Origin of the sequence: Nostoc sp. 'Peltigera membranacea cyanobiont' 213, from assembly GCF_002245975.1 — a bacterium.
GTDB lineage: Bacteria > Cyanobacteriota > Cyanobacteriia > Cyanobacteriales > Nostocaceae > Nostoc.
Map to the genome: position 1 here is coordinate 1 of NZ_NOLI01000009.1, position 21487 is coordinate 21487.

The window sequence follows — 21487 nt, forward strand, 5'->3', positions numbered from 1 at the left end:
GGGGACTATGATGTACCTCATGTGATTAGGAAACGCTATAAGTCAACACCAATGATACCTTTGCACCCTAGCGTTTTATGGAGCATCCCAAATGTGCAAGTTTAATTTACATACGGAATTTTGACTTACCCCGAAGGATAAAAACGAACCGCAAAGAACACAAAGGACGCAAAGGGAAGAGGATTTAAAAGGGTTTTTGCGTCAGTTCCGTATATTTTTGCCAAATTGGAATGCTCCCGCGTTTTAGGACTTGCTATTGGTGACTGCTTCGTTTAACACTACCTCTGGTTGTGGTGTCTCTTCTTCTTCTGGCAAACCAAAAATAGACCTGTACAACTTCACGTACTCTTTGGCCGATTGATGCCAACTAAAATCTTCACTCATACCGCGTTTTTGCAGTTCTTGCCATTGCGGTTTGAAACGGAAGCCTTCCCAAGCCCGGATCATACAGGTAAAAAGGTCTAGCGGTTCATAGCGGTCAAAGCAATAACCGGTACCTGCGGCATTTTCCGGGTCATAATGGCTTACGGTGTCAACTAATCCACCTGTGCGGCGCACAATAGGGACAGAACCGTAGCGTAAAGACATCATTTGACTAATACCGCATGGTTCAAAACGACTAGGCATTAAGAAAGCATCAGTACCAGCGTAAATGCGGCGAGACAGGGCATCGTTATACAGTAGATAAGTTGCCATGCGTCCAGGAAAGCGGGATGCTAATTCCCACATCTGAGTTTCATAGTAGCGATCGCCTGTCCCCAGCAAAACCAGCTGTGCATCTGTATAAGAGAGGAAGCGATCGAGGATTTGTAATATCAAATCAATGCCCTTTTGTTCCACTAATCGGGTTACAATCCCAATAAAAAAGGCTTTGGAATTAACTTCTAATCCTAATTCTTGTTGTAAAGCAATTTTATTGGCTTTACGTTTTTCTAAAGTATCAGCAGTAAAAGTTTGCTCAATGTATTTGTCATTTTCGGGATTATATACCTCAGTATCAATACCGTTGATAATCCCAGATAATTTACCGCTAATAAAAGACAGCAAACCTTCTAATGTTTCACCGTAAGTAGGTGTCTTGATTTGCTCGGCATAAGTGGGCGAAACTGTATTTACCTTGTTGGCAAATTGTACAGCCGCCGCCATTACGTTGTGTCCTTGCATATACCAGGGACACCAAGTAATTTTCTCTAAATACCAACGCCACGGCCCTTGATAAGCCAGGTTATGGATGGTAAACACTGTGGTGATATCAGGATCTTGGTGCATCCATACCGGAATCATCCCTGTATGCCAATCGTGACAATGGATAATATCTGGCTTCCAGTAATTCCAGGCAAACTCGGCTGCACCATTAGCAAACAATGTGAACCGCCAATCTTCATCATCTCCAGAATAGATGCGGCGCGGCATGAAGGACGGATGTCCAAATAAGTACAAGGGAACATCAGTACCAGGCAGAACACTTTCATATACTGCAAAGTGCTGGAACATGGCATCTCCCCACCAGATGGGTTCTTGGGGAATTTCCATTTTGTCTGGCAGGAAGCCGTAGTAAGGCAAGAATATCCGCACATCATGCCCCATTTCTCTCAGGACTTTGGGTAATGCCCCTACAACATCACCCATTCCTCCTACTTTCGCAACGGGCGCTGCTTCTGCTGCAACAAATAGAATCCGCATGGTAATTTTTGCTTCCCTGAGTCTATATTGTCAAATCAACTTTCTGAATCCCGACCAACGCAACAAGTCGCGTCTGGCACATCAGTGCAACGGCGATCAATTCTTATCTAATCACATCGGCTTGCCCAATTGCTTAGGAACCGCGCTGAATCACCGCAAAAATTTCTGATAAAATTTCTTGCGCTCCCTGTTGTCGCAACAGTTCTGCTAGTTCTATGCCTAGTGCTTCGGCGTTGTTAGCAATCCCTGTGACGGTATCTTTGACGAACTTTTGACCATCTACACTGGCGACTATCCCTGTCAAGGTTAAATTTTCTCCAGATATTTCTGTATTTACACCAATAGGTACTTGACAGCCGCCCTCTAAAGACCGTAAAAAAGAGCGTTCGGCGAGACAGCGATCGCGTGTTTCGGGATGTTCAATTGCTTTGAGTAGAGATAGCACTTCACTATCATCAGCACGACATTCTATCCCCAAAGCTCCTTGTCCAACCGCGTGAAGGGAGATTTCTTTAGGTAGAACTTGATGAACGCGATCGCCCATTCCCAATCTCTCTAACCCTGCTGCTGCCAAAATTAAGGCATCGTATTCGCCTGCATCCAGTTTTGCCAACCGTGTAATTAAGTTTCCCCGCACATCCTTAAATGCAAAATGCGGGAAGTGATGGCGTAACTGTGCTAAACGCCGCAGCGAAGATGTACCAATTACCGCACCTTCTGGTAACGTATCGATTTGTTTATCTTTATGCTTTTCATGCACCACTAATGCATCGGCTGGGTTTTCCCGTTCAGTGATTGCTGCTAACGTTAACCCTTCTGGTAAGTGAGTCGGCAAATCCTTGAGGGAATGAACTGCAAAGTCAATCTCTTGATTGAGCATTCCAACTTCAAGTTCTTTAGTAAAAAGTCCTTTATCGCCAATCTTAGCTAATGCTACATCCAAGATTTTATCGCCTTGGGTAGACATGGTGTGGACTTCAAAAGTGATATCAGGAAAGCTTTTCTGGAGTTGCTCTTGTACCCAGTAGGTTTGAACCAGAGCAAGTTGGCTTTTGCGCGAGCCGATCCGAATAGTGCGTGGGGGACTAGAAACTACTGAAGTCATAAAACAATATATCAAACGAGGCGATAATTCACTCTCATCTAGACTACCGTAGTCAGGGACTCATCGGAATTTTGGGTTTTAGATTTGGGATTTTGGATTACAATTCTTTACCAAAAGCTGGTTTCAGCAATCTCGAACAATAGTACTGAGTACAGCATTTGATTAATTTATAGGGAATTAAATTTGGTAATACCCTGCAATGCCAATGCGTCTCCTTGGATTAAAAACGCTTCAACGCAAAAGTTTTTTGATGAAAATCCTAGATTATTATTGTAAAGACGGCGATTCATCGCGTCTCTTGCCTTAAGTTATTGCGATCGCACTCGTTATAATAATGGGAGAGCGATCGCACAAGTTGTCCCAATTCCTACTTCTGTGGTGATGTTAATACAACCTTGGTGTAAATCCACACACTTTTTCACTACTACTAATCCTAAGCCTGTACCAGGAATGCTTCTAACATTCTTGCCCCGATGAAACGGCTCAAACAGTTGTTTTTGATCTGCTAGCGGAATCCCAATACCTCGATCCTGAACCTGGAGAATCACCGTATCTGCTTCAAACTCCAGTTCTAGATGAACATTCCCCCCTTGAGGAGAATATTTAATTGCATTGAGCAGCAAATTAGACAGAATAGAACGCAATAACCTTTCATCCACCCAGCCTGGAACAGCTTTCCCTTGGCAAACAAAGCTAAGTGTATGCCTCTCATCTGTACTTAGGCGCATTTCTTCTACAAAATCACCGCAGAATTCTTCTAAATCTAGAAGTTTAGGATTAAATTCTAGTTTTCCGGTTTCGGCTCGATTGATGGTTAAAATATCGTCTAACATTTGAACCATATTTTTGACAGAGAGTTGAATTCTCTGCAAATTCCTCAGTCGCTTAGAAGAGTTATCCCATTCATCCTGACAGTTCTCTAGCAATTGGGCAGCTGCTAAGGCAGTACTTAGAGGTGTGCGAAACTCATGAGATGCCATTGAGAAAAAACGTGTTTTCAAGACGCTGAGTTCTCTCTCTCGCTCTAGTGCCATCCGAATTTCATCTACCCGCTTGCGTTCTGTAATATCGCGGCAGTTAACCATAATTTTAGTATCTGCTGTATTATCTAGAAATTTCTGGCTAATCGCTTCTAGCATCCGCCACGAGCCATCTTTGTGGCGACAACGAAACTCAATTGGGGCAGTAACTTCTGAATTTTCGATAGCATGAATAAAACTATGATAGATATTAACAAAATCATCTTGGTGAATGTAATTTAATAAGTTTTTGCCAATTAGTTCTGCTGGTGGATAACCCAAAACTTTTTCGACAGAAGGACTTTCGTAACGAATAGAACCATCTACATCCAGAATTTTGACAATATCTAAAGCATTTTCAATTAATGAGCGGAAGCGTTCTTCGCTTTGACATAATGCCTGTTCAGCTTGCTTGCGCCCAGTAATGTCACGTTGTACTGATATCCAGTGGGTATACCAGCCGGTTTTATCAGCTACGGGGACAATGCTAAATTCATTCCAGAATTCCGAGCCATCTTTGCGGTAGTTAATTACCTGAACGGTGACTGGTTCCCAACGAGAAAGGGCAGTCCAGACTTTATCTAGTTCAGCGCGACTTGTTTTCGCTCCTTGCAGGATACGGGGCGTTTTACCTAAAACTTCTTCCAGGCTGTAACCTGTGATTCGAGTAAATGCTTCATTAACATAGATAATATTTGGCCCCGGTTCGCCAACGGGTTGGGCTTCAGTGATAACTACAGCATCATTCGTATTTACAACCACAGATTGCAGCAATCTAACTTGTTCTTCCTGCTGCCTTTGATGGGTAATATCAGCAATCACTGCCACCATGCCGTTAATACTATCGTCACTATCATGTAAGGGAGCGGCGGAGAAAACTATATCGATCGCAGTACCATCTTTTTTAGAACGGCGCAATTCCACTCTGGTATAAGTTGTTCCTTGGAATATACTTTGTTGGAGAGTATTGTATTCTTCTAATTGGTCATCTAAAAAAATTGGGTTAGGACGATCGATCGTCTCCGCCTCTGTCCAGCCAAACATGCGTTCAGCAGCAGGATTCCAGATTTTCACATTTCCTTCTAAATCAAGCGTGAAGATGGCGCGAGGAGAGGCAGTAATTAAAGCTTGTAGGGCGGCTTGGGTGCGTTGACGTTCGGCTATTTCGGCTCGGAGGGAGACATTAGCTTTAGCTAACTCTTGAGTTCGTTGTTGAACGCGGTGTTCTAATTCAGCGTTGAGTGTTTGTAGCTGTTTGTAAAGTTCTGATTGTTGAATAGCGATCGCCACCTGGGTTGCAAGTTGCTTCATCAACTCAATTTCCCAAGATTCCCAGATGCGGGTGCGATCGCACTGATGGGCAATCAATAAGCCCCAAAGATAAGGGGGAGAAGCAGGAGTTTTGCTATCTCGTTGTTTATCTGCTTGCCGATTCTCTTGTAAAATTGGCACTACCAACTTAGCTTTGACACCGAACTGTTTCACAAAGTCTGCTAGACATGATTCGACATCTGCTTGTTCAACATTAGCGATCGCGCGGGTTTTCCCCAATGAATACGCTTGGTGATATTCTTTCGGAAACACTTCTTCTGGAAAGGTTTCTCCCAAAATTTTTGTATATTCAGGTAAAACTGTTTCAGTAATTGCGCTACCAGTGCCATCTTCCCAAAGTCGATAAATTAACACCCGATCTGCTTTAAGAAACTCTCGCACTTCTGCAACAGTGGTAGTCAAAACCTCCTCTAATTCCAAAGATTCACGGATGTGTTGAGCAATCTGATTTACTAACCGTTCCCGCTCAGTTTGTTGCCGTAGAATCACCTCTGCCCTTTGCCGTCTACTTACTTCCAGATTGAGAAAATAGTAAATTACCCCCAAAGCAATAATGCTAAAGCCAATACCGAAAGGGGCTAGATTGATAACGCTAAAATTTGGCATGAGCATCTGAATAAGAGATTGGAGAAATAAAGTATGCATTTGGATTTTTCTAATAGAATACTCATCAAATCCTAGACACAATTGCTGCATTGCCCCCAACAAAGTTGAGCTTTGGGAAATTTGCGTTTTCTAGTCTACTCAACTTGTTTATGATATACATTGTAATTATGAAAGAAGAGTATGATTTTTCTCAATCTATAAAGAATCCATACATTAATAAGCTTAAGAAGCAAGTAACAATTCGACTTGAGGAGGATGTAGTTGATTACTTCAGAGTTCTTGCTGAAGAAACTGGCATTTCCTATCAAAGCCTGATTAACCTTTATTTACAGGATTGTGTAAGGTTGCAGCGCAAACCCTCATTGGAGTGGATGAGCAACGCCTAATAAAGCGTTTTTGAGTTAGTGGTATGTATAAGCGATCGCCTTGTTCCATTCAGGAGTGCCAAACGTTGATAAACTGAATGTAGGATTTTCGGAGTGGCAGAAGTCATTAGTGTTGCAAAATCTGCATCCCTAACCCTGGAAGAGTTTCTAAAGTTGCCAGAAACAAAGCCTGCAAGTATTTATATTGATGGTGAGATTATCCAGAAACCAATGCCGAAATTTCTACTTCTAAATACTCACGATCAAACTTACTGATATAGCCAAATCTGGAAATGCTTGTGGGTAAATAGTGCCTCCAGTTAATGTGTTTTTTGAAGCATATTCTCCATCTTGAGGATCTCGAAATACTATAAGTTGTCGCTTTTGAAGATTAACTACCCAATATTCAGGAATTTCTACTTCAGCATAGATTTTAGTTTTTATTTGTAAGTCCTTATCTAAGCTGGAATCTGAATATTCGATTAACCAGAAGATATTTTTAGGGTAGGGATGATGTTCTAAATATTTACGTCCCAATCTTTGTACAACAGCAATATCAGGCTCAGGTTCAGAGTTATTAGGAAGGGTAATTGGTTTACTAGGGCGAACCGTGGCACGATTGCCTAAAAGTTGAATCAGATACTCCCCAGCCTCACTGCTGAAGTAGGCATGAGGTTCTCCTTCTGGTGACATTTCTACAATTTCTCCCTTTAGTAGTTCCACATGTCGATCGTCTAGGATGCCTCCCGCGATCATCCTGTGATATTCATCTATTGTCCACTTCGCTGTAGTTACAATCATAGAAATGCTTTTTTATCGCCTTTTACCTCACATCGTAACGCAATCATAGAAGCTATTAGACATCAAAATTTTTAACAATGTTTATCAAATCTAGTGTATAAACCGCCATACTTAAACCAGTATTGCCGTAACTGATGACAAGGCGTAAACAAACTGGCTTTGACACGATAAAGAAGAACCTGTCGATGGTCGCCCATCCAAATTTTGTCAACCGGCTCAACAGAAATTAATGTTCCTCCTAAAGCGGCTATACAGTCAGTAAATCTATCAACGCAAGAATAGTCTATAGTTTCAAATATGAAAAAGTGACCCGAACATATTAAATGACGGCTTCTTATCCAACATTGGAGCTTTTTATGCGCTTGTGGCGGCAACATTGTTTTGCTTCAAATATTTTGATATAAATGCAGTGGTTAAATCGAGTTTTAAATGAATGAACTTATTGGATAAATAGTTTTTTGTTCTATGCAGAGGCGCTTCTGGTGCAAATTGCCTATTCTACATTTTTGAAAAGTAGAGTGCGATCGCCTAATATAGCGATCGCACTTTGTTCAATTCTCAGCTAGTATCCGCCCAACTTTGGCAAGTAACCAGATACAGTTAGCCAAGTAAACAAGACAATCAGCCCCAGCAGGGAAGCTAATAGCCATAACACCACGTCTCTGTCAGAACTGCGTAAAAAGGTTTTTAAAGTAAAAGGCTCAACCGGCTTTCTAGTTAAAGGAAGTGGTAATTTGTCACGATAATCTTCGCCATAACGAGCCATCCTTGCAAAAGGTAATTCACCTTGAGAACGCCCTTGCAAAATCCGTCGCCGTTGATAAGGAACTGTACTGTAACCAAAGTTACTAATGTACTCCTCACTATCCACTAAAGCATCGATAAAACCTTGGATTCCTTTGGTAGCTAGCACAATCGACCAGGCTAGTTTTTCGCGCTCATTGTAAACCTCACGACCAAGGAAACGCTGTACGCATATCTGCACGAAGCGGTAGTTATTGTTGCTTTCGTAATTGAGTCGCCGAAATGCATCAGATATTGCTAACCCTCGAATAAAATCCCTAACTGTAATTTGACCATTTCTCAGTTGGGATTCTAAAAAGGGTTGGCGGTTGCTATCTAGCATCTGTTGTTCGTGGAAAATCTGACGATAGGCTGCCATTATCAAGGCATCCATTTCTACTGATGATGGCAGATATTCTGCTGTATAAATTCTCGGTTGCTCGTCGCCAAGAATCTCATATCCAGATACACGATGATTTCGAGATGAAGGGGAGTAATTTAACAGAGAAATAGGCATAATTGGATTAGGGAATTGGGAATTGGGAATTGGGCAAAATAGTTCTGAGTAAAAAGGTGGGATTTCCTACTCATAACTCAGCACTCTTACTAGTAGTCTGTCAAATTTAAATTGATAGGTAAGCAAGTTCGTAGTAAGGACTTCAGTCCTTATTTCCTAAGCACTAAAGTGCTTACTACAAACCCTCAAAACTAACCTAGACATTGTACTAGTTAACGAGGGTGATACTCGCGATCGCACCACCTTGTTGGTGAATGCGTTGATACTCTTGCGACAGTTTATTAAAGGGCACGAGATAGACTTGGTTGCTGCGGCGAAATGGAGAAATCTGGTTTAGTGCCTTTGCCCGATAACCAGTGACTTCCAACCGATAAACCTTACCTTCATCACTAGCTGCTACACCATGACGAGTTCTAGAACCCAGTGGTGGATTGCGGAATGTTGCACCATCGCTAGCTGGTGAAACCACAGCAGTAGGGGTATTTTGAATTACCAAGCTATTCAACCGAGGTTGCTTACCTGCCAAGTTGCCTTTGAGACTGCTACTAGAGGCTCCTCGGACTAATTGGAATATGTGGGTAAACTGCACGATATTCTGAAAGGCTTCGGTTTTGTAGCCTCGAATATAAGGCACAATGTCTTCCCCGAAGGTATCTTGGTACTCGTCGCTGTCGAGATAGGAATCAATATCAGCTTCAAAGCCTTGTTCATCCAGAATAGTACTGTGCGATCGCATTTCTTCTAAGTCAATAGGAGCGCGACCAAGCAAATGCCTAAAGTTCAACTCAATTGCCCGATAACGAGGACAATTACTGAAAAACCGAGAACGATATAACTCAGACTTCGCTACCAAACGCACAAATTCGCGGACGCTGATTTCGCCCCGCTTAAACTGAGACTCAGGAACAATTAGTCGCTCACTTTCCATCACATAGGCATTTCCTAACACCTGTCTGTAGATAACTGTGATGAGAGCTTCAAATTCTTCTGCTGAATAACCGGGTACTCTCTCAGTTGAGTGAGTGTCTTCAAACAGGCTGATACCTAGACGTGAACTTGCTCCAAAAGCCATTTTCTGAAAATCTCCTGGCTAAACATCAAGTTCTTTTGGAACTTCTTAAGGAGGTTCTTAGAAACCTACATCCAATCAACAATTGCATACCAAAAGTAAGGAAATCGCTCAGGAAATGGTAAAGAAATCGGAAAGAAATCACGAAAACTAGAAATTGTTACTTTTTGCAATATTTTCTCAAGGAGAGTTCACAGATTGTTTTAAACATAACTAGTATGTTTAAAAAAAATTTATGCGAATTCTCTTAGTTGAAGATGATGTCCGCCTGGCCGAAACTTTAGCAGAAGCCCTTACAGACCAGCGTTATATGGTTGATGTAGTAACAGATGGTGAAGCAGGATGGAATCAAGCCAAAATGCTGGATTATGACTTACTGTTGCTGGATGTGATGTTACCAGAGCTAGATGGAATTAGTTTATGCCATCGACTGCGATCGCACAGCTATACTATGCCTGTTCTCATGCTAACTGCTCGTGACACCGTTAGCGATAAAATCACCGGACTCGATGCGGGAGCCGATGATTATGTGGTTAAACCAGTGGATTTGCAAGAACTATTTGCCCGAATTCGCGCCTTGCTTCGGCGGGGTAATGTTTCATCACCGCCAATTCTAGAATGGGGAAATCTGCACCTCAACCCCAGCACTTATGAAGTGAGTTATGGCGAAAATATGCTCCATTTAACCCCAAAAGAATACGGAATATTAGAGTTATTGCTGCGAAATGGTCGTCGGGTTCTGAGTCGCAGTGTGATTATTGAACATATTTGGTCGCTAGAGTCTCCTCCAGAAGAACATGCGGTGAAAGTTCATCTCAGGAGCCTACGTCAAAAGCTCAAGGCAGCCGGAGCTTTTGATGATTTTATTGAGACAGTTCATGGTATAGGCTACCGTCTTAAACAACTCTACTAAAATCACATTAATTATCGCTACTATTCTCATCTACGTGTTGTAGCGATCGCACCAAAAGGGTAAAAATGCTTGAGCGATCGCCATTAGTAAGAGCTAAATTTAAGTAAGTAAAGTTTTGGAGTTGATCGTGCTTAAGCAACTCATCTTAGAAAATTGGAAAAGTTTCCGTTATGCGGAGCTTCCACTCGATCCATTGACTGTTTTAATTGGTACAAACGCAAGTGGTAAATCTAATGTAGTTGAAGCTTTAGAATTTTTACAAATAACCTTTACAAGGCAGGATGTTAAACCAGCTTTAGTAGGTGATTCAATGCTACCTTCGATTCGAGGAGGTGTAGAATGGGCTGCATTTAAACCTGAAAAAAAATTTACATTAAAGGCTGTTATACAAGGTAAAGATATTAATATTGATTATATTTACGCTATCACAGTAAAGACAAAACCTTCTCTTCAAGTTTTAGAAGAATCTATAATTTGTCAAAAAACTCAAAATGATTATAATGAAAAGCCTATCCAGATAGACAATATAAGAGCTTCGTTTTTAAATGAAAACGAAACATATATTCATACTAAAAACGAAACATATATTCTTCAAAATGATTTATTGCCTACTCAACCAAAACTTGCCAATGCTCTATCTGTTGAGAGTGACTCAACTTCTGAGATGACGAGATATGAAAATATATATATATTTTATCAATATCTTAAGAATATTTTTATTTTAAACCCCATTCCCTCTAAAATGCGATCTTATTCCCCAATTGGGGAAAAGCTAGAAACTGATGCTTCAAATATAGCTGGTATACTAGCTGGATTATCTAAGAAACGGAAAGCAGAAGTTGAAGCAGCTCTATCCAACTACATTAAAGAGCTACCAGAAGGTGATATACAAAAAGTCTGGGCGCAAAAAGTAGGTAGATTTCGTACTGATGCCATGCTCTACTCTCAAGAAGAATGGAAACCTGGTCACATTACAGAAATAGATGCTAGAAGTATGTCAGATGGAACTTTGCGTTTTCTAGCAATTATCACAGCACTACTAACTCGACCAGAAGGTAGTCAAATAGTAATTGAAGAAATAGATAATGGGCTTCATCCCTCGCGTGCAGGATTGTTGGTAAGAATACTAAGAGAAATTGGCAGCAAAAGAAAAATTGATATTTTACTTACTACCCATAACCCAGCTTTACTTGATGCTTTAGGCCCAGAGATAGTTCCTTTTGTGGTTGTTGCACACCGCGATAAAGAAACTGGAGAAAGCAAACTAACTCTTTTAGAAGATATTGATAATTTCTCTAAGCTATTTGCATCATATTCTTTGGGTGATATGACAACTAAGGGGGCAATTGAAAGAAGCCTTTCTCGTAATGAATAATTACTAATATGAGAAAGGTGCTACTTATCGATACATCGCTTTTATGTGTTTGGTTACAAGTTCCAGGTAAAGAAACTGCTGGTGATAATGAATGGAATTATCAGCGTGTAAATCAAAAAATTCAGACAGAAATCGACAAATCAACAACCCTAGTACTTCCTTTAGCTGCTGTTATAGAAACAGGTAATCACATTGCACAGGCTAAAATAGCAAATTCAGAAAGTAAACGTATAGCAGCTCAAAAATTTGCCGAAATCATAACTTATGCAGCTGATGAAACCACACCTTGGGCTAAGTTCCGTGAGCAAATTGTCCTCTGGGAAGAAGAACAGTTGAAAGAGTTAGCTGCTAAATTCCCCAATCAAGTTGTAGAAAAGACTTCTATGGGTGATGCTAGTATTGTCATCTTGGGTTGGCACTATCACCAAAAGGATTATCATGTAGAGTTTCTGACTGATGATGACAAGCTAAAATCGCAAGAACCACCTCCACCACAGCCACCTACACGGCGAAGCAGCCGAACAAAAAGGTAAAATATCCTTGAGCGATCGCAATTCATCTCGAACATCAAGCTATCATCGGATATTGGGGAATTTCCGCGCGTAACTCAATAGCATCTATGACCGCTTCTCACTCTGAAACTCCATCTACCAAACCCGACGCAAGTACTTTTATTTCTGACCATCAACAGGTGGATCGCAGTAAGCTAAGTCAAATGTACCTGCACTATGTCGAGACGAAGGATAAATATCCTCACGCGGTGTTGCTGTATCGGGTGGGTGATTTCTTTGAATGTTATTTTCAAGATGCTGTCAAACTAGCGCAAGAATTAGAATTAGTCCTCACTAGCAAGCAAGCTGGGGAACAGGGACGAGTGGCGATGTCTGGTGTTCCGCATCACGCTTGGGAACGCTATACCACAATGTTGGTAGAAAAAGGCTATGCAGTGGTAATTTGCGACCAAGTAGAAGATGCTTCTGAAGCTGCTGGTAGATTGGTGCGGCGGGAAGTAACGCGCATTCTAACCCCTGGCACGTTGCTAGAAGAGGGAATGCTCAAATCAAGTCGCAATAATTACCTAGCGGCAGTGGTAATTGCCGCAAATCATTGGGGTTTAGCCTATGCAGACATCTCCACAGGGGAATTCCTCACGACTCAAGGCAGTGATTTAGAACATTTGACCCAGGAATTAATGCGCTTGCAACCTTCAGAGGTGTTAGTTCCGACAAATGCGCCTGATTTGGGTAGTTTGCTGCGTCCGGGAGAAACATCGCCTCATCTACCGGAGTGTTTACCACCATCATTTTGCTATAGCTTGCGATCGCAAGTTCCATTTTCCCAAGGTGAAGCCAGACCTAGATTATTGCAGAAATTTAAGGTGCGATCGCTCGAAGGACTCGGTTGCGACGATCTTCCTCTCGCTGTCCGTGCGGCTGGTGGTCTTATAGAATATCTGGAAGATACACAAAAAGAAAACCAAGTTCCTCTGCAAAGACTCCGCACCTATACTATCACCGACTACTTAATTGTTGATAGTCAAACCCGCCGTAACCTGGAAATTACCCAAACTGTCCGGGATGGCACTTTTCACGGTTCCCTACTCTGGTCATTAGATAGAACTAGTACAGCAATGGGTGGGCGGGCTTTGCGGCGGTGGTTATTGCAACCACTACTTGATATTAAAGGCATTCGGGCACGTCTTGATACTATCCAAGAATTGATGGAAAATACGCCACTGCGTCAAGATTTACGGCAGTTGTTGCGGCAAATTTATGACCTAGAACGCCTCACCGGAAGGGCAGGTTCTGGTACAGCTAATGCTAGAGATTTAGTAGCTTTGGCAGATTCTCTCTCACGTTTACCAGAATTATCCCACTTAGTAACTGAAGCGCGTTCTCCCTTTCTCAAAGCTTTGCAGAAAGTCCCAAGTGTGTTGGAAGAATTGGCACAAAAGTTACACGCGCACCTTGTAGAGTCGCCACCCATACTAATCAAAGAAGGCGGATTAATTCGTCCTAGTGTAAATCCCCTGTTGGATGAGAGGAAGGCAACTGTAGAAGCAGACCAGCAATGGATTGCCAACTTAGAAGTTGATGAGAGAGCTAAGACAGGAATTTCGACACTGAAGGTAGGATTTAACAAAACTTTTGGTTATTATATCAGTATTTCCCGCAGCAAAGCTGACCAAGTACCTGCTAATTACATCCGCAAGCAAACCCTAACCAATGAGGAACGTTACATCACCCCAGATTTGAAGGAACGAGAAGCCAGGATTCTCACGGCGCGGGATGATTTAAATCAGTTGGAATATGAAATTTTTACAGCGTTGCGGGAAGAGGTAGCACAAGAAGCGGAAGTAATTCGCAATCTATCTCGTGCAGTAGCGGCGGCGGATGTGCTGTGTGGTTTAGCTGAGTTAGCCGTGCATCAAGGTTATTGTCGTCCAGAAATGTTACCAGGAAGGGAGATAAATATTGTTGATGGCCGTCATCCGGTGGTGGAACAGTCTTTACCTGCGGGTTTCTTTGTGCCGAATTCAACGCAATTGGGTGAAGAGTCATTAGTCATTAGTCATTTATCATTAGCAGATGACCAAGGACAAATGAGAAATGACCAAGAACAAATTGCAAATGACCAAGGACAAATAACAAATGACAATCCCGATTTAATTATCCTTACCGGGCCAAACGCCAGTGGCAAAAGTTGTTATTTGCGTCAGGTGGGATTGATTCAGTTAATGGCGCAGATTGGTAGTTTTGTACCAGCTAATTTTGCTAGATTGGGAATATGCGATCGCATTTTTACCCGTGTAGGTGCAGTAGACGATCTTGCAACTGGTCAATCTACATTCATGGTAGAAATGAATGAAACGGCGAATATTCTCAACCACGCCACATCTAGGTCACTGGTGTTATTAGATGAAATTGGTCGGGGAACGGCGACATTTGATGGTCTTTCCATAGCTTGGGCGGTGGCGGAATATATCGCAGTGGATATTCGGGCGCGAACAATTTTTGCTACTCACTACCATGAATTGAATGAATTAGCTAGTATTTTGCCGAATGTAGCTAATTATCAAGTGACGGTGAAAGAATTACCCGACCAAATTATCTTTTTGCACCAAGTTCAACCGGGAGGCGCTGATAAGTCTTACGGAATTGAGGCGGGAAGATTGGCGGGTTTACCAGCAGTGGTTATTCAACGAGCGAAACAAGTAATGGGGCAAATTGAGAAACATAGTAAAATTGCGATGGGGCTGCAAAATCTAGATTGATATGTTGTTGGTTGACTAATTATTTGTCTGTATTAATCAAATAATAATAGTTAATAGTTAATAGTTAAATTTTTCAACGCAGTCCAGCTACAAAAATAAAGCCCAGTTACCTGGGCTAAAAGAAAATTAAGGTTGTTTTAATCCACGGAAGTCGGTAAAGCCTCGTGTAAAATTTGAATCTAATCGTTCTGGTCAAACTTTCGTTCCATAGTTATAAATTTTCCCGCCCACTTACTTAGACTTGGACTTAGCCTCTCCTTTTGGCAGAAGGGTAATTAAACCCAAAAATTACGAATTACGAATTATTTTAGCTGCGCCCAAATCCTTGACCCCGCAAAACCTTTGACCAAATAACTAATTCGCCTTGCTCGCCGCCTGCGGCTAGTAACTTACCTTGGGGATGCCAAGCTAAGGCTGAAAAACCTCCTGAGACACCTGTGATAATTTGGGATACTTCCTTAGCTTGGTTCCACAAACACAACCAGCCGTCAGCAGCAGCAGAAGCGAGAAGGAAGCTTTTTGGTGCAAAAGCGATCGCATTGATCGTGCCCACATGATTAGTTAATACTCGTGCTTCCCAACCTAAAGTATCATCCTCTAGCTTTTCCCACACCACAATCCCTTCAACGCTAGAAGATGCGAGTATTGGCGCACCCACTTTAGTGATAGCTTCTGACCATGCCAATTGGCGAATTTTACCAGGGAAGCCACGCATTACCCAAGGGTCGGGATTATTCCATTCCAAAACAGTGACACTACGATCCATGTTGCCAGAAGCCAGGTATTTGCCATCAGGCGACCAAGCCATCGCTAAACTGACAGTGGTCATATCTAGGCTATATGGTTCTTCATCCCAGTTTTGACTATGCCAAATTTTCACTCCCTTGTAACCACTAATGGCCAAGTATTCTCCGTCAATACGCCAATCTATACCCAAAACTGAAGAGTTGTCGAAATTTAGCGTTACGACAATTTCACGAGTGTCTGCATCCCAAACTTGCACGTAACGCCCCAAACTAAAAGCCAGTTGGTTACTGGTGTAATTCCAAGCTAGCTTGTCAACCCATGCGGGGGCATTTTCCAGCGTGGCGATTAATTCAGTATTCTGCCAAATTTTGACCTGTCCATCTTGTCCGCCAACGGCTAAAAATTTTCCATCTGGCGAAAATGCCAGACAGTCTACTGATTTACCGTTACCAGTTTGTAAGGTTGTAAGTTCGCCATCATTCCACAGAACAACTTCCCCTGCGGCGGAAGTTGCTGCTAAAATTTTACCTTGTGGCGACCAAGCGATCGCAGTTACATAATCTGAAAGTATCCCCGAATAGTGTTGTTCAAATTCCTTAGATTTGGTTGTGGAGTTCATATTTCTTAGGTACTGGGTACTAGGGACTGGGGACTGGGGACTGGGGACTGAATTGTTATCAATCCCGAATTCCCACTCCCCAATCCCCTTTTAAGCTAGACAAGCGAGAAAATCTTGCTTGAGTTGGGCTGCATCAAGGTTGCGACCGATGAAAACTAGTTCGTTTTTGGGAGTTTCGCTGGGTTTCCAGGGGCGATCGGGTTTGCCATCAAATATCATGTGTACGCCTTGGAATACAAATCGATTCTCTTCTCCGGCAATATTTAAAATGCCTTTCATCCGAAAAATATCTGGGCCTTGGGTACGCAGTAACTCCGAAAGCCAAGCGTTTAATTTTTCTCCATCTACTGCACCTGCTTCTACTAAAGCCACTGAAAAGACCGTTTCATCGTGTACGTGGGCATCTTCGCCTAAGAAATCTGGATCGATCTCTAATGCACGATCTAAATCAAAAGCTTTTACACCTAATAAAGCATCCATTCCTAGTTCAGAATTTTGAGTCCGGTAGATTTTTGCGATCGCATTCATCGCCCGAATCCGTTTTTCTAATTCATCCAACTCTTCTGGCGCGACCAAATCTGTTTTATTAAGTAAAATTACATCGGCAAAAGCAATCTGTTCTTGTGCTTCGTCTGCATCCCAATGTTGCCAAATATGCTTGGCATCTACGACTGTCACCACTGCGTCTAGAGACAGTTGGCTTTGCAAATCTTCATCCACAAAAAATGTCTGAATCACTGGTGCAGGGTCGGCTAATCCAGTTGTTTCAATTACTAAATGGTCAAATTTATCGCGCCGCTTCATCAAATTGCCAATGATGCGAATTAAATCGCCGCGTACTGTACAACAGATACAGCCATTATTCATTTCAAATATTTCTTCATCCGCATCGATAATCAATTGATTATCAATACCCACTTCCCCAAATTCATTGACAATCACAGCAACTTTTTTGCCGTGTTCGTAGGTGAGGATGTGATTGAGTAGAGTCGTTTTACCTGCTCCCAAATAGCCTGTAAGAACAGTAACGGGAACTGAATTGTTGATTACGTCAGCCACCATACTCTAAATTCCCCTTGTCTTACCTTGTGGATAATCATTATCGCCTATGATAAATCTTTTTATATTTTTGTGCGAACTTGCTTTTCTTTTGGCTTTCAGCAAAATCATCACATAATTTAATAGAGAAATATTTTATTTTCAGTAGACCGAAAAGTTCTGGATTAGCGTCTCGTTCGCGCAGCGTCTCCGACAGGAGAAGAAAAGCTCACACCTTGCTTGGCGTAGCCTCTCGTACAGAAGGGATCGCAACGAGTTAGATACCTGTCATAGTTAATTTTTGTGTAAAAAACTGTATTAATATATTATTTATTTTTTCCGAAACTCAGTTGAGCTAACTATCTAATTTTGCTTGAGCCTTTAGATCGGATTTAATAAACTCAGTTTATCAATCACCTGTATAAATCAGTTTTTTTACTTTCACGGATGGCGATCGCCTGTTTATCAATTCCTGACTTCAATCGCTGAAACTACTGCTATCTCTAGTTCACAAAATTTTGCTTTTTTACTAAGAAAGATGTTAATAATACATAGGTTTCATCGAAGATAACTAGGCGACAAGGAGAGGATTTTCCCCTTATCCTATAAAGGTCAAAGACTAGCATGAGTATCGTACCAAGCAAGTTTCAGTTGGAGTTTATCTAAAAGCATCTTTCCTAAAGAAAATTGGTTGAAAAATCCGTTGGATTCAAATAATCTATATTGTAAAAAAACATATTTATAGACTTTTAATACTTCAGTTTCAGATAGCCAATTACCTGGTGTTTCTTCTCCAAAAATTCCACTAGCACCGTATTCAAACTGATGTTTTATATATTCACCTTCTTTGGCTGGAAATGGACAGACTTGCTTAGGTACGTCTTTTTGGTTGATAGCTTTAAATTTTTTATAACCAAGTTCTTTTAAGAGCGCTAATTCTGCTAACAGATCGTTCCATGATGTCTGTGCAGATTCTATAGATAGAAACTGAGGTTTGGTTTCAAACTTGTGTAAAGCCTGTAAGCATAATATATCAGCACCTTCAATATCAACTTTGAGATAATAGGGGATGCCAAACTCCTGTAAAATATTTTCAAATGTACGTCCTTCTACAGTTATGGCAGTAGAACTTGTACCAAAAAATTCATTTCGACGCACAAAATCTAATGAAGTTGTACTCCAGAAACTTTTGTCCAAGTTGACGTAAAAAGTAACTGATTGATTTTGAGATGATACAGCAACATTGAGTAGAATAAGCTGACCAGTTTCTATGTATGCACCTAATTTTTTCTTAGTATCCTCATAAATATCAGGGTTAGCTTCGATACCAATAACTCGAAATCCTTTTTTGAGATAAAACTCACTATCTTCACCTGTGTGAACACCAACATCTATAATTAAGTTTTTATCCATATTTATTATTTAATAGATTCTTCAGTAAGCATTATAGTCATCAAACTAATGCAATATGTTTATTGAAACTGAAATCGTTATTCCTGTGAATATATTTGCTAAATATACATGATAATCATCATTCCAAATAAAAATTATACTTATATGGACAAGGGTGGTGGTTTCAATAAACACTACCCGATCAAAAAAGCGAGTAACTAAAACAGGGTAAGCATCTGCATCTATTGCACTCAACTTTTTGGTTTATTGCACCACTAGGTTTCTCTACGACTTTAGGTATGAGTACCAGAGAATGATACTCATAATCATTCTAGCCCAAGAAGGGCAGGAGAGCAGACGGAGAAAGAGTTAATGCCTGACTTGCCACGAGGTTGCAATGTTTTTATCTCACCTAGAAGCACTCCAGATGCAGAAAAACAAAGGTGAGGTAATTTTATGGAGAGAACAAAAAATCTTGAACTGCTTCTAAAACAACTGCTGGGTATTCTTCATGTAGTCCCAGAGAACCAGGAATAACAACGCTTCTCACACCTGGTAAGGCTACCAAAGCGTTCATTTCTTCTCGTGATTTTGGGGGGCTAGATTCCCCAATTACTACCATGAGCGGTACGGTTAAAGACTGCACAAGTTCGAGAAAATCTGACTGTTCGCGTACAGCATCAAGATTACCAGTTACAAAGGCAGCAGATGCAAATCGCGCTCCTGGTTGTTGAGTTGTTTCCCATTTCTGCTCAATGAAACTGGGTGTAATTTTAGCTGCGTCAGTAAAAACATGACGGCGGTACATGAAACTTAAGAAAGATTGGGTAGTGTTGAGTTTGTAGAGAGCTTGACCAAGTATAGGCGATCGCACCAATCCTCTGACAATGCCAGCTATTTGCTGACTTGCCCCCATTGTCGGCAAAGGCCCACGCCAAGTAGGAGCTAACAATACAATCCGTGAGAAAGCAACCTGCTTCACAGCTAATTGTAAAACGTAACTAGCAGCATGACCAGTCGCGATCGCAGTAATCGGAGTATTAAAAACAGCTTTGACAAAATCTTCTAGAAAGTGCTGATATATTTCTGGTCGGTAATCCAAGCTAGGGCGAGAAGATTCACCAAAACCAGGCCAATCTATGGCTACAACTTGAAAATTGGGAGCTAGTAACTTGGCAAGTTCGCCTACTTCCGAACGTGTCGAGACACTGCTGAAAGATGGTAATAGCAATAACGGTGAACCTTTACCAAGGGTTTCATAAACAACGCGCAATTGCTGATTTTCCCAATTCCAGAGATATTCTTGAACTATTCCACCAAAGCCAGTAGCAACAGAGGTAGATAATAAATTTGTTGGCATGAGACTAAATTTTGGTAATTTTACGTTATTAGTCATTTGTCAGTTGTCCTTTACTAATGACCAATGACCAATGACCAATGACTAATAACCAAGTTTAGCTAGGTAAATCTAACTTACACTCCAACGCTTTTTTTTGCATGGTTTTAAAAATGTTGTAAAATCCATTAGCGCGGGAAGGTGTCAGACTAACATTTAAACCTGTTTCTTGAATAAAATCTGGGGTAAGTTGGACAATCTCAGTTGGCGTTAGTCCTTGCAATCCTTCAACTAGCAGCCCTACTAATCCTTTGGTTAACTGAGAATCAGACTCGCCCTGAAACACAACTTTACCGTCATCCAAGGTTGCTGTGATATAAACTTGAGACACGCAACCAGGAACTTTATTGTCAGGTAACTTATTAGCTTCTGGGAACTCATTGAGCTTCTGAGCATACCAGATTAGCTGTTCGTAGCGCCGCTTCGGTTCGGAAGCGCGTTGAAAGCGCTGGACAATTTTAGCAAGCGCAGGTGGCAAAGAATCTAGAGTTGAGGACATAACAGAAGCTGCAAACGATCGGTCTTACCTTGAGTGTAAATTAAAATTATCTTGAGAGCGATGCCTCCGATTCTCTTGGCATTATCAAACCTGCCATTACTGACTCTAATTTATCAAATCCAGATAATTCTTGCGTAGGCGCAGCCCGTCGTAGGCACCGCATTCATATTCAGTTAGGTTTTTAATCCGTCTAATTACAAAAACTTAATTTTTTTATAAGCAGGCTTTAACACTAACTCTATACAATTTATGTTGTATAAGTATATACTTACAAAAATAGCTGCAAGTAGCTTTTAACTAAGCAGCTAGGCGATGTCAACAATTAAAAATTAAAAATCAAAAAAATTCTGACTTTTAATTTTTAATTTCTCTGCCTTAAGGATTAATTCGTAGTTTGTGCAGCTAGCATCTGCTTCAGCTTTTCTAATTCCGAAGCCCAACGAGGATCTGGACGAATAGCGTCTGAATCGGTTGTTGTTGTTGTGCTGTTTTCGCGAGAACCGCCGCCACCGCCGCCCCGACGAGGCTTCTTAGAGCTTTTCTCGCGACGGCTACCTTCTCTATTAGGAGTAGGAGTAGGTGTACTACTAGCATTAAGACTAACTGGTTTTGGAGCTTGCTCGTCGCCCTCTTCACCCTTTGTGCGAGGTAATGCCTTTTCTAGCTTAATGGCAGTGTCTTTAAACATCTGACCATTATACTTTTCAATGATTTCGTCAGCTTGTTCGTCATTGTTGACGGTAAGAAAACCAAAACCACGGCATTTGCCAGTTTTGCGGTCTTTAATTAATTTAGTAGTTACAGCTTCACCTTCTGCTGCAAAAACTGCTTGCAGATCCTGACGGTCGATTTCTTCTTTAGGCAAATTACCTATATATAGGCGAACGGACATGAACTATACCTCCAGAGTTAAATGAACATGGCAAGGCAAGAAAACAATTACTTGGCTTTGGA

Annotated in this window: 19 protein-coding genes and 1 pseudogene; 6 read left to right on the plus strand and 14 right to left on the minus strand. The window is 41.3% G+C overall.

Translation table 11 applies throughout. The annotated features are described in order from the left end of the window. Positions 1 to 243 precede the first annotated feature (243 nt). From glgA to CDG77_RS04280, 3 genes are all read right to left on the minus strand, one after another. Complete coding sequence (gene glgA / locus CDG77_RS04270) at positions 244 to 1683, minus strand: glycogen synthase GlgA (RefSeq protein ID WP_094328180.1); 1440 nt, start codon at positions 1681 to 1683, stop codon at positions 244 to 246. A gap of 133 nt (positions 1684 to 1816) precedes the next feature. Beyond that, the gene (hemC, locus tag CDG77_RS04275; RefSeq protein ID WP_094328181.1) at positions 1817 to 2788 is read right to left on the minus strand and encodes a hydroxymethylbilane synthase; all 972 of its coding nucleotides are present in this window, start codon (positions 2786 to 2788) and stop codon (positions 1817 to 1819) included. Positions 2789 to 3114: 326 nt separating this feature from the next. After that, a complete protein-coding gene (locus CDG77_RS04280) occupies positions 3115 to 5745 on the minus strand; it encodes a sensor histidine kinase (RefSeq protein WP_094328261.1) in 2631 nt (876 codons plus the stop codon). 167 nt (positions 5746 to 5912) lie between these two features. Here CDG77_RS04280 and CDG77_RS04285 point away from each other — a divergent pair, with 167 nt between their 5' ends. Both CDG77_RS04285 and CDG77_RS37350 read left to right on the plus strand, forming a co-directional pair. Further along, a complete protein-coding gene (locus CDG77_RS04285) occupies positions 5913 to 6131 on the plus strand; it encodes a BrnA antitoxin family protein (protein WP_094328262.1) in 219 nt (72 codons plus the stop codon). Positions 6132 to 6236: 105 nt separating this feature from the next. After that, positions 6237 to 6350, plus strand: a pseudogene (locus CDG77_RS37350) (Uma2 family endonuclease); the annotation flags it as partial. A gap of 9 nt (positions 6351 to 6359) precedes the next feature. Here CDG77_RS37350 and CDG77_RS04290 read toward each other — a convergent pair. From CDG77_RS04290 to CDG77_RS04305, 4 genes are all read right to left on the minus strand, one after another. After that, entirely contained in the window at positions 6360 to 6911 is a 552-nt protein-coding gene (locus tag CDG77_RS04290; RefSeq protein ID WP_094328182.1) for a Uma2 family endonuclease, read from the minus strand. 71 nt (positions 6912 to 6982) lie between these two features. Beyond that, positions 6983 to 7288, minus strand: coding sequence for a CpeR family transcriptional regulator (locus CDG77_RS04295; protein WP_094328183.1), 306 nt, complete (start codon positions 7286 to 7288; stop codon positions 6983 to 6985). A gap of 185 nt (positions 7289 to 7473) precedes the next feature. Next, positions 7474 to 8211, minus strand: coding sequence for a phycobilisome rod-core linker polypeptide (locus CDG77_RS04300; RefSeq protein ID WP_094328184.1), 738 nt, complete (start codon positions 8209 to 8211; stop codon positions 7474 to 7476). Between the two features lie 208 nt (positions 8212 to 8419). Continuing rightward, positions 8420 to 9283, minus strand: a complete 864-nt coding sequence (locus CDG77_RS04305) for a phycobilisome linker polypeptide (protein ID WP_094328185.1) — start codon at positions 9281 to 9283, stop codon at positions 8420 to 8422. Between the two features lie 232 nt (positions 9284 to 9515). On the opposite strand from CDG77_RS04305, the gene CDG77_RS04310 reads away from it, so the two are divergent. After that, positions 9516 to 10193, plus strand: a complete 678-nt coding sequence (locus CDG77_RS04310; RefSeq protein WP_094328186.1) for a response regulator transcription factor — start codon at positions 9516 to 9518, stop codon at positions 10191 to 10193. 7 nt (positions 10194 to 10200) lie between these two features. Here the strand turns inward: CDG77_RS04310 and CDG77_RS38415 are convergent, their stop codons facing one another. Then, on the minus strand, positions 10201 to 10332 hold the full coding sequence (locus CDG77_RS38415) for a hypothetical protein (protein WP_262985133.1): 132 nt from the start codon (positions 10330 to 10332) through the stop codon (positions 10201 to 10203). Between CDG77_RS38415 and CDG77_RS04315 the strand changes: the two genes are divergently transcribed. The 3 genes from CDG77_RS04315 (at position 10321) to mutS (ending at position 14842) form a co-directional block, all read left to right on the plus strand. After that, the gene (locus tag CDG77_RS04315) at positions 10321 to 11568 is read left to right on the plus strand and encodes an AAA family ATPase (protein ID WP_094328187.1); all 1248 of its coding nucleotides are present in this window, start codon (positions 10321 to 10323) and stop codon (positions 11566 to 11568) included. The two genes, CDG77_RS38415 and CDG77_RS04315, sit on opposite strands and share 12 nt — an antisense overlap. 8 nt (positions 11569 to 11576) lie before the next feature. After that, positions 11577 to 12101 carry a hypothetical protein gene (locus CDG77_RS04320; RefSeq protein ID WP_094328188.1) on the plus strand — a complete coding sequence of 175 codons (525 nt, stop codon included), beginning with the start codon at positions 11577 to 11579 and terminating at the stop codon, positions 12099 to 12101. A gap of 86 nt (positions 12102 to 12187) precedes the next feature. Next, a complete protein-coding gene (gene mutS, locus CDG77_RS04325) occupies positions 12188 to 14842 on the plus strand; it encodes a DNA mismatch repair protein MutS (RefSeq protein ID WP_094328189.1) in 2655 nt (884 codons plus the stop codon). Between the two features lie 307 nt (positions 14843 to 15149). On the opposite strand, the gene CDG77_RS04330 is transcribed toward mutS, so the two are convergent. The 6 genes from CDG77_RS04330 to CDG77_RS04355 form a co-directional block, all read right to left on the minus strand. Then, complete coding sequence (locus CDG77_RS04330) at positions 15150 to 16208, minus strand: WD40 repeat domain-containing protein (RefSeq protein WP_094328190.1); 1059 nt, start codon at positions 16206 to 16208, stop codon at positions 15150 to 15152. Between the two features lie 90 nt (positions 16209 to 16298). Beyond that, positions 16299 to 17270: a CobW family GTP-binding protein gene (locus CDG77_RS04335; protein ID WP_094328191.1), complete on the minus strand. Its 972-nt coding sequence runs from the start codon at positions 17268 to 17270 to the stop codon at positions 16299 to 16301. A gap of 588 nt (positions 17271 to 17858) precedes the next feature. Continuing rightward, the gene (locus CDG77_RS04340) at positions 17859 to 18659 is read right to left on the minus strand and encodes an FkbM family methyltransferase (protein WP_094328192.1); all 801 of its coding nucleotides are present in this window, start codon (positions 18657 to 18659) and stop codon (positions 17859 to 17861) included. 433 nt (positions 18660 to 19092) lie between these two features. Then, positions 19093 to 19998 (minus strand): alpha/beta fold hydrolase, encoded by a 906-nt coding sequence (locus CDG77_RS04345; protein WP_094328193.1) that lies wholly within the window; start codon positions 19996 to 19998, stop codon positions 19093 to 19095. Between the two features lie 94 nt (positions 19999 to 20092). Further along, the gene (locus tag CDG77_RS04350; RefSeq protein WP_094328194.1) at positions 20093 to 20533 is read right to left on the minus strand and encodes a SufE family protein; all 441 of its coding nucleotides are present in this window, start codon (positions 20531 to 20533) and stop codon (positions 20093 to 20095) included. A 382-nt stretch (positions 20534 to 20915) separates the two neighbouring features. After that, entirely contained in the window at positions 20916 to 21425 is a 510-nt protein-coding gene (locus tag CDG77_RS04355; protein WP_094328195.1) for an RNA recognition motif domain-containing protein, read from the minus strand. Positions 21426 to 21487 lie beyond the last annotated feature (62 nt).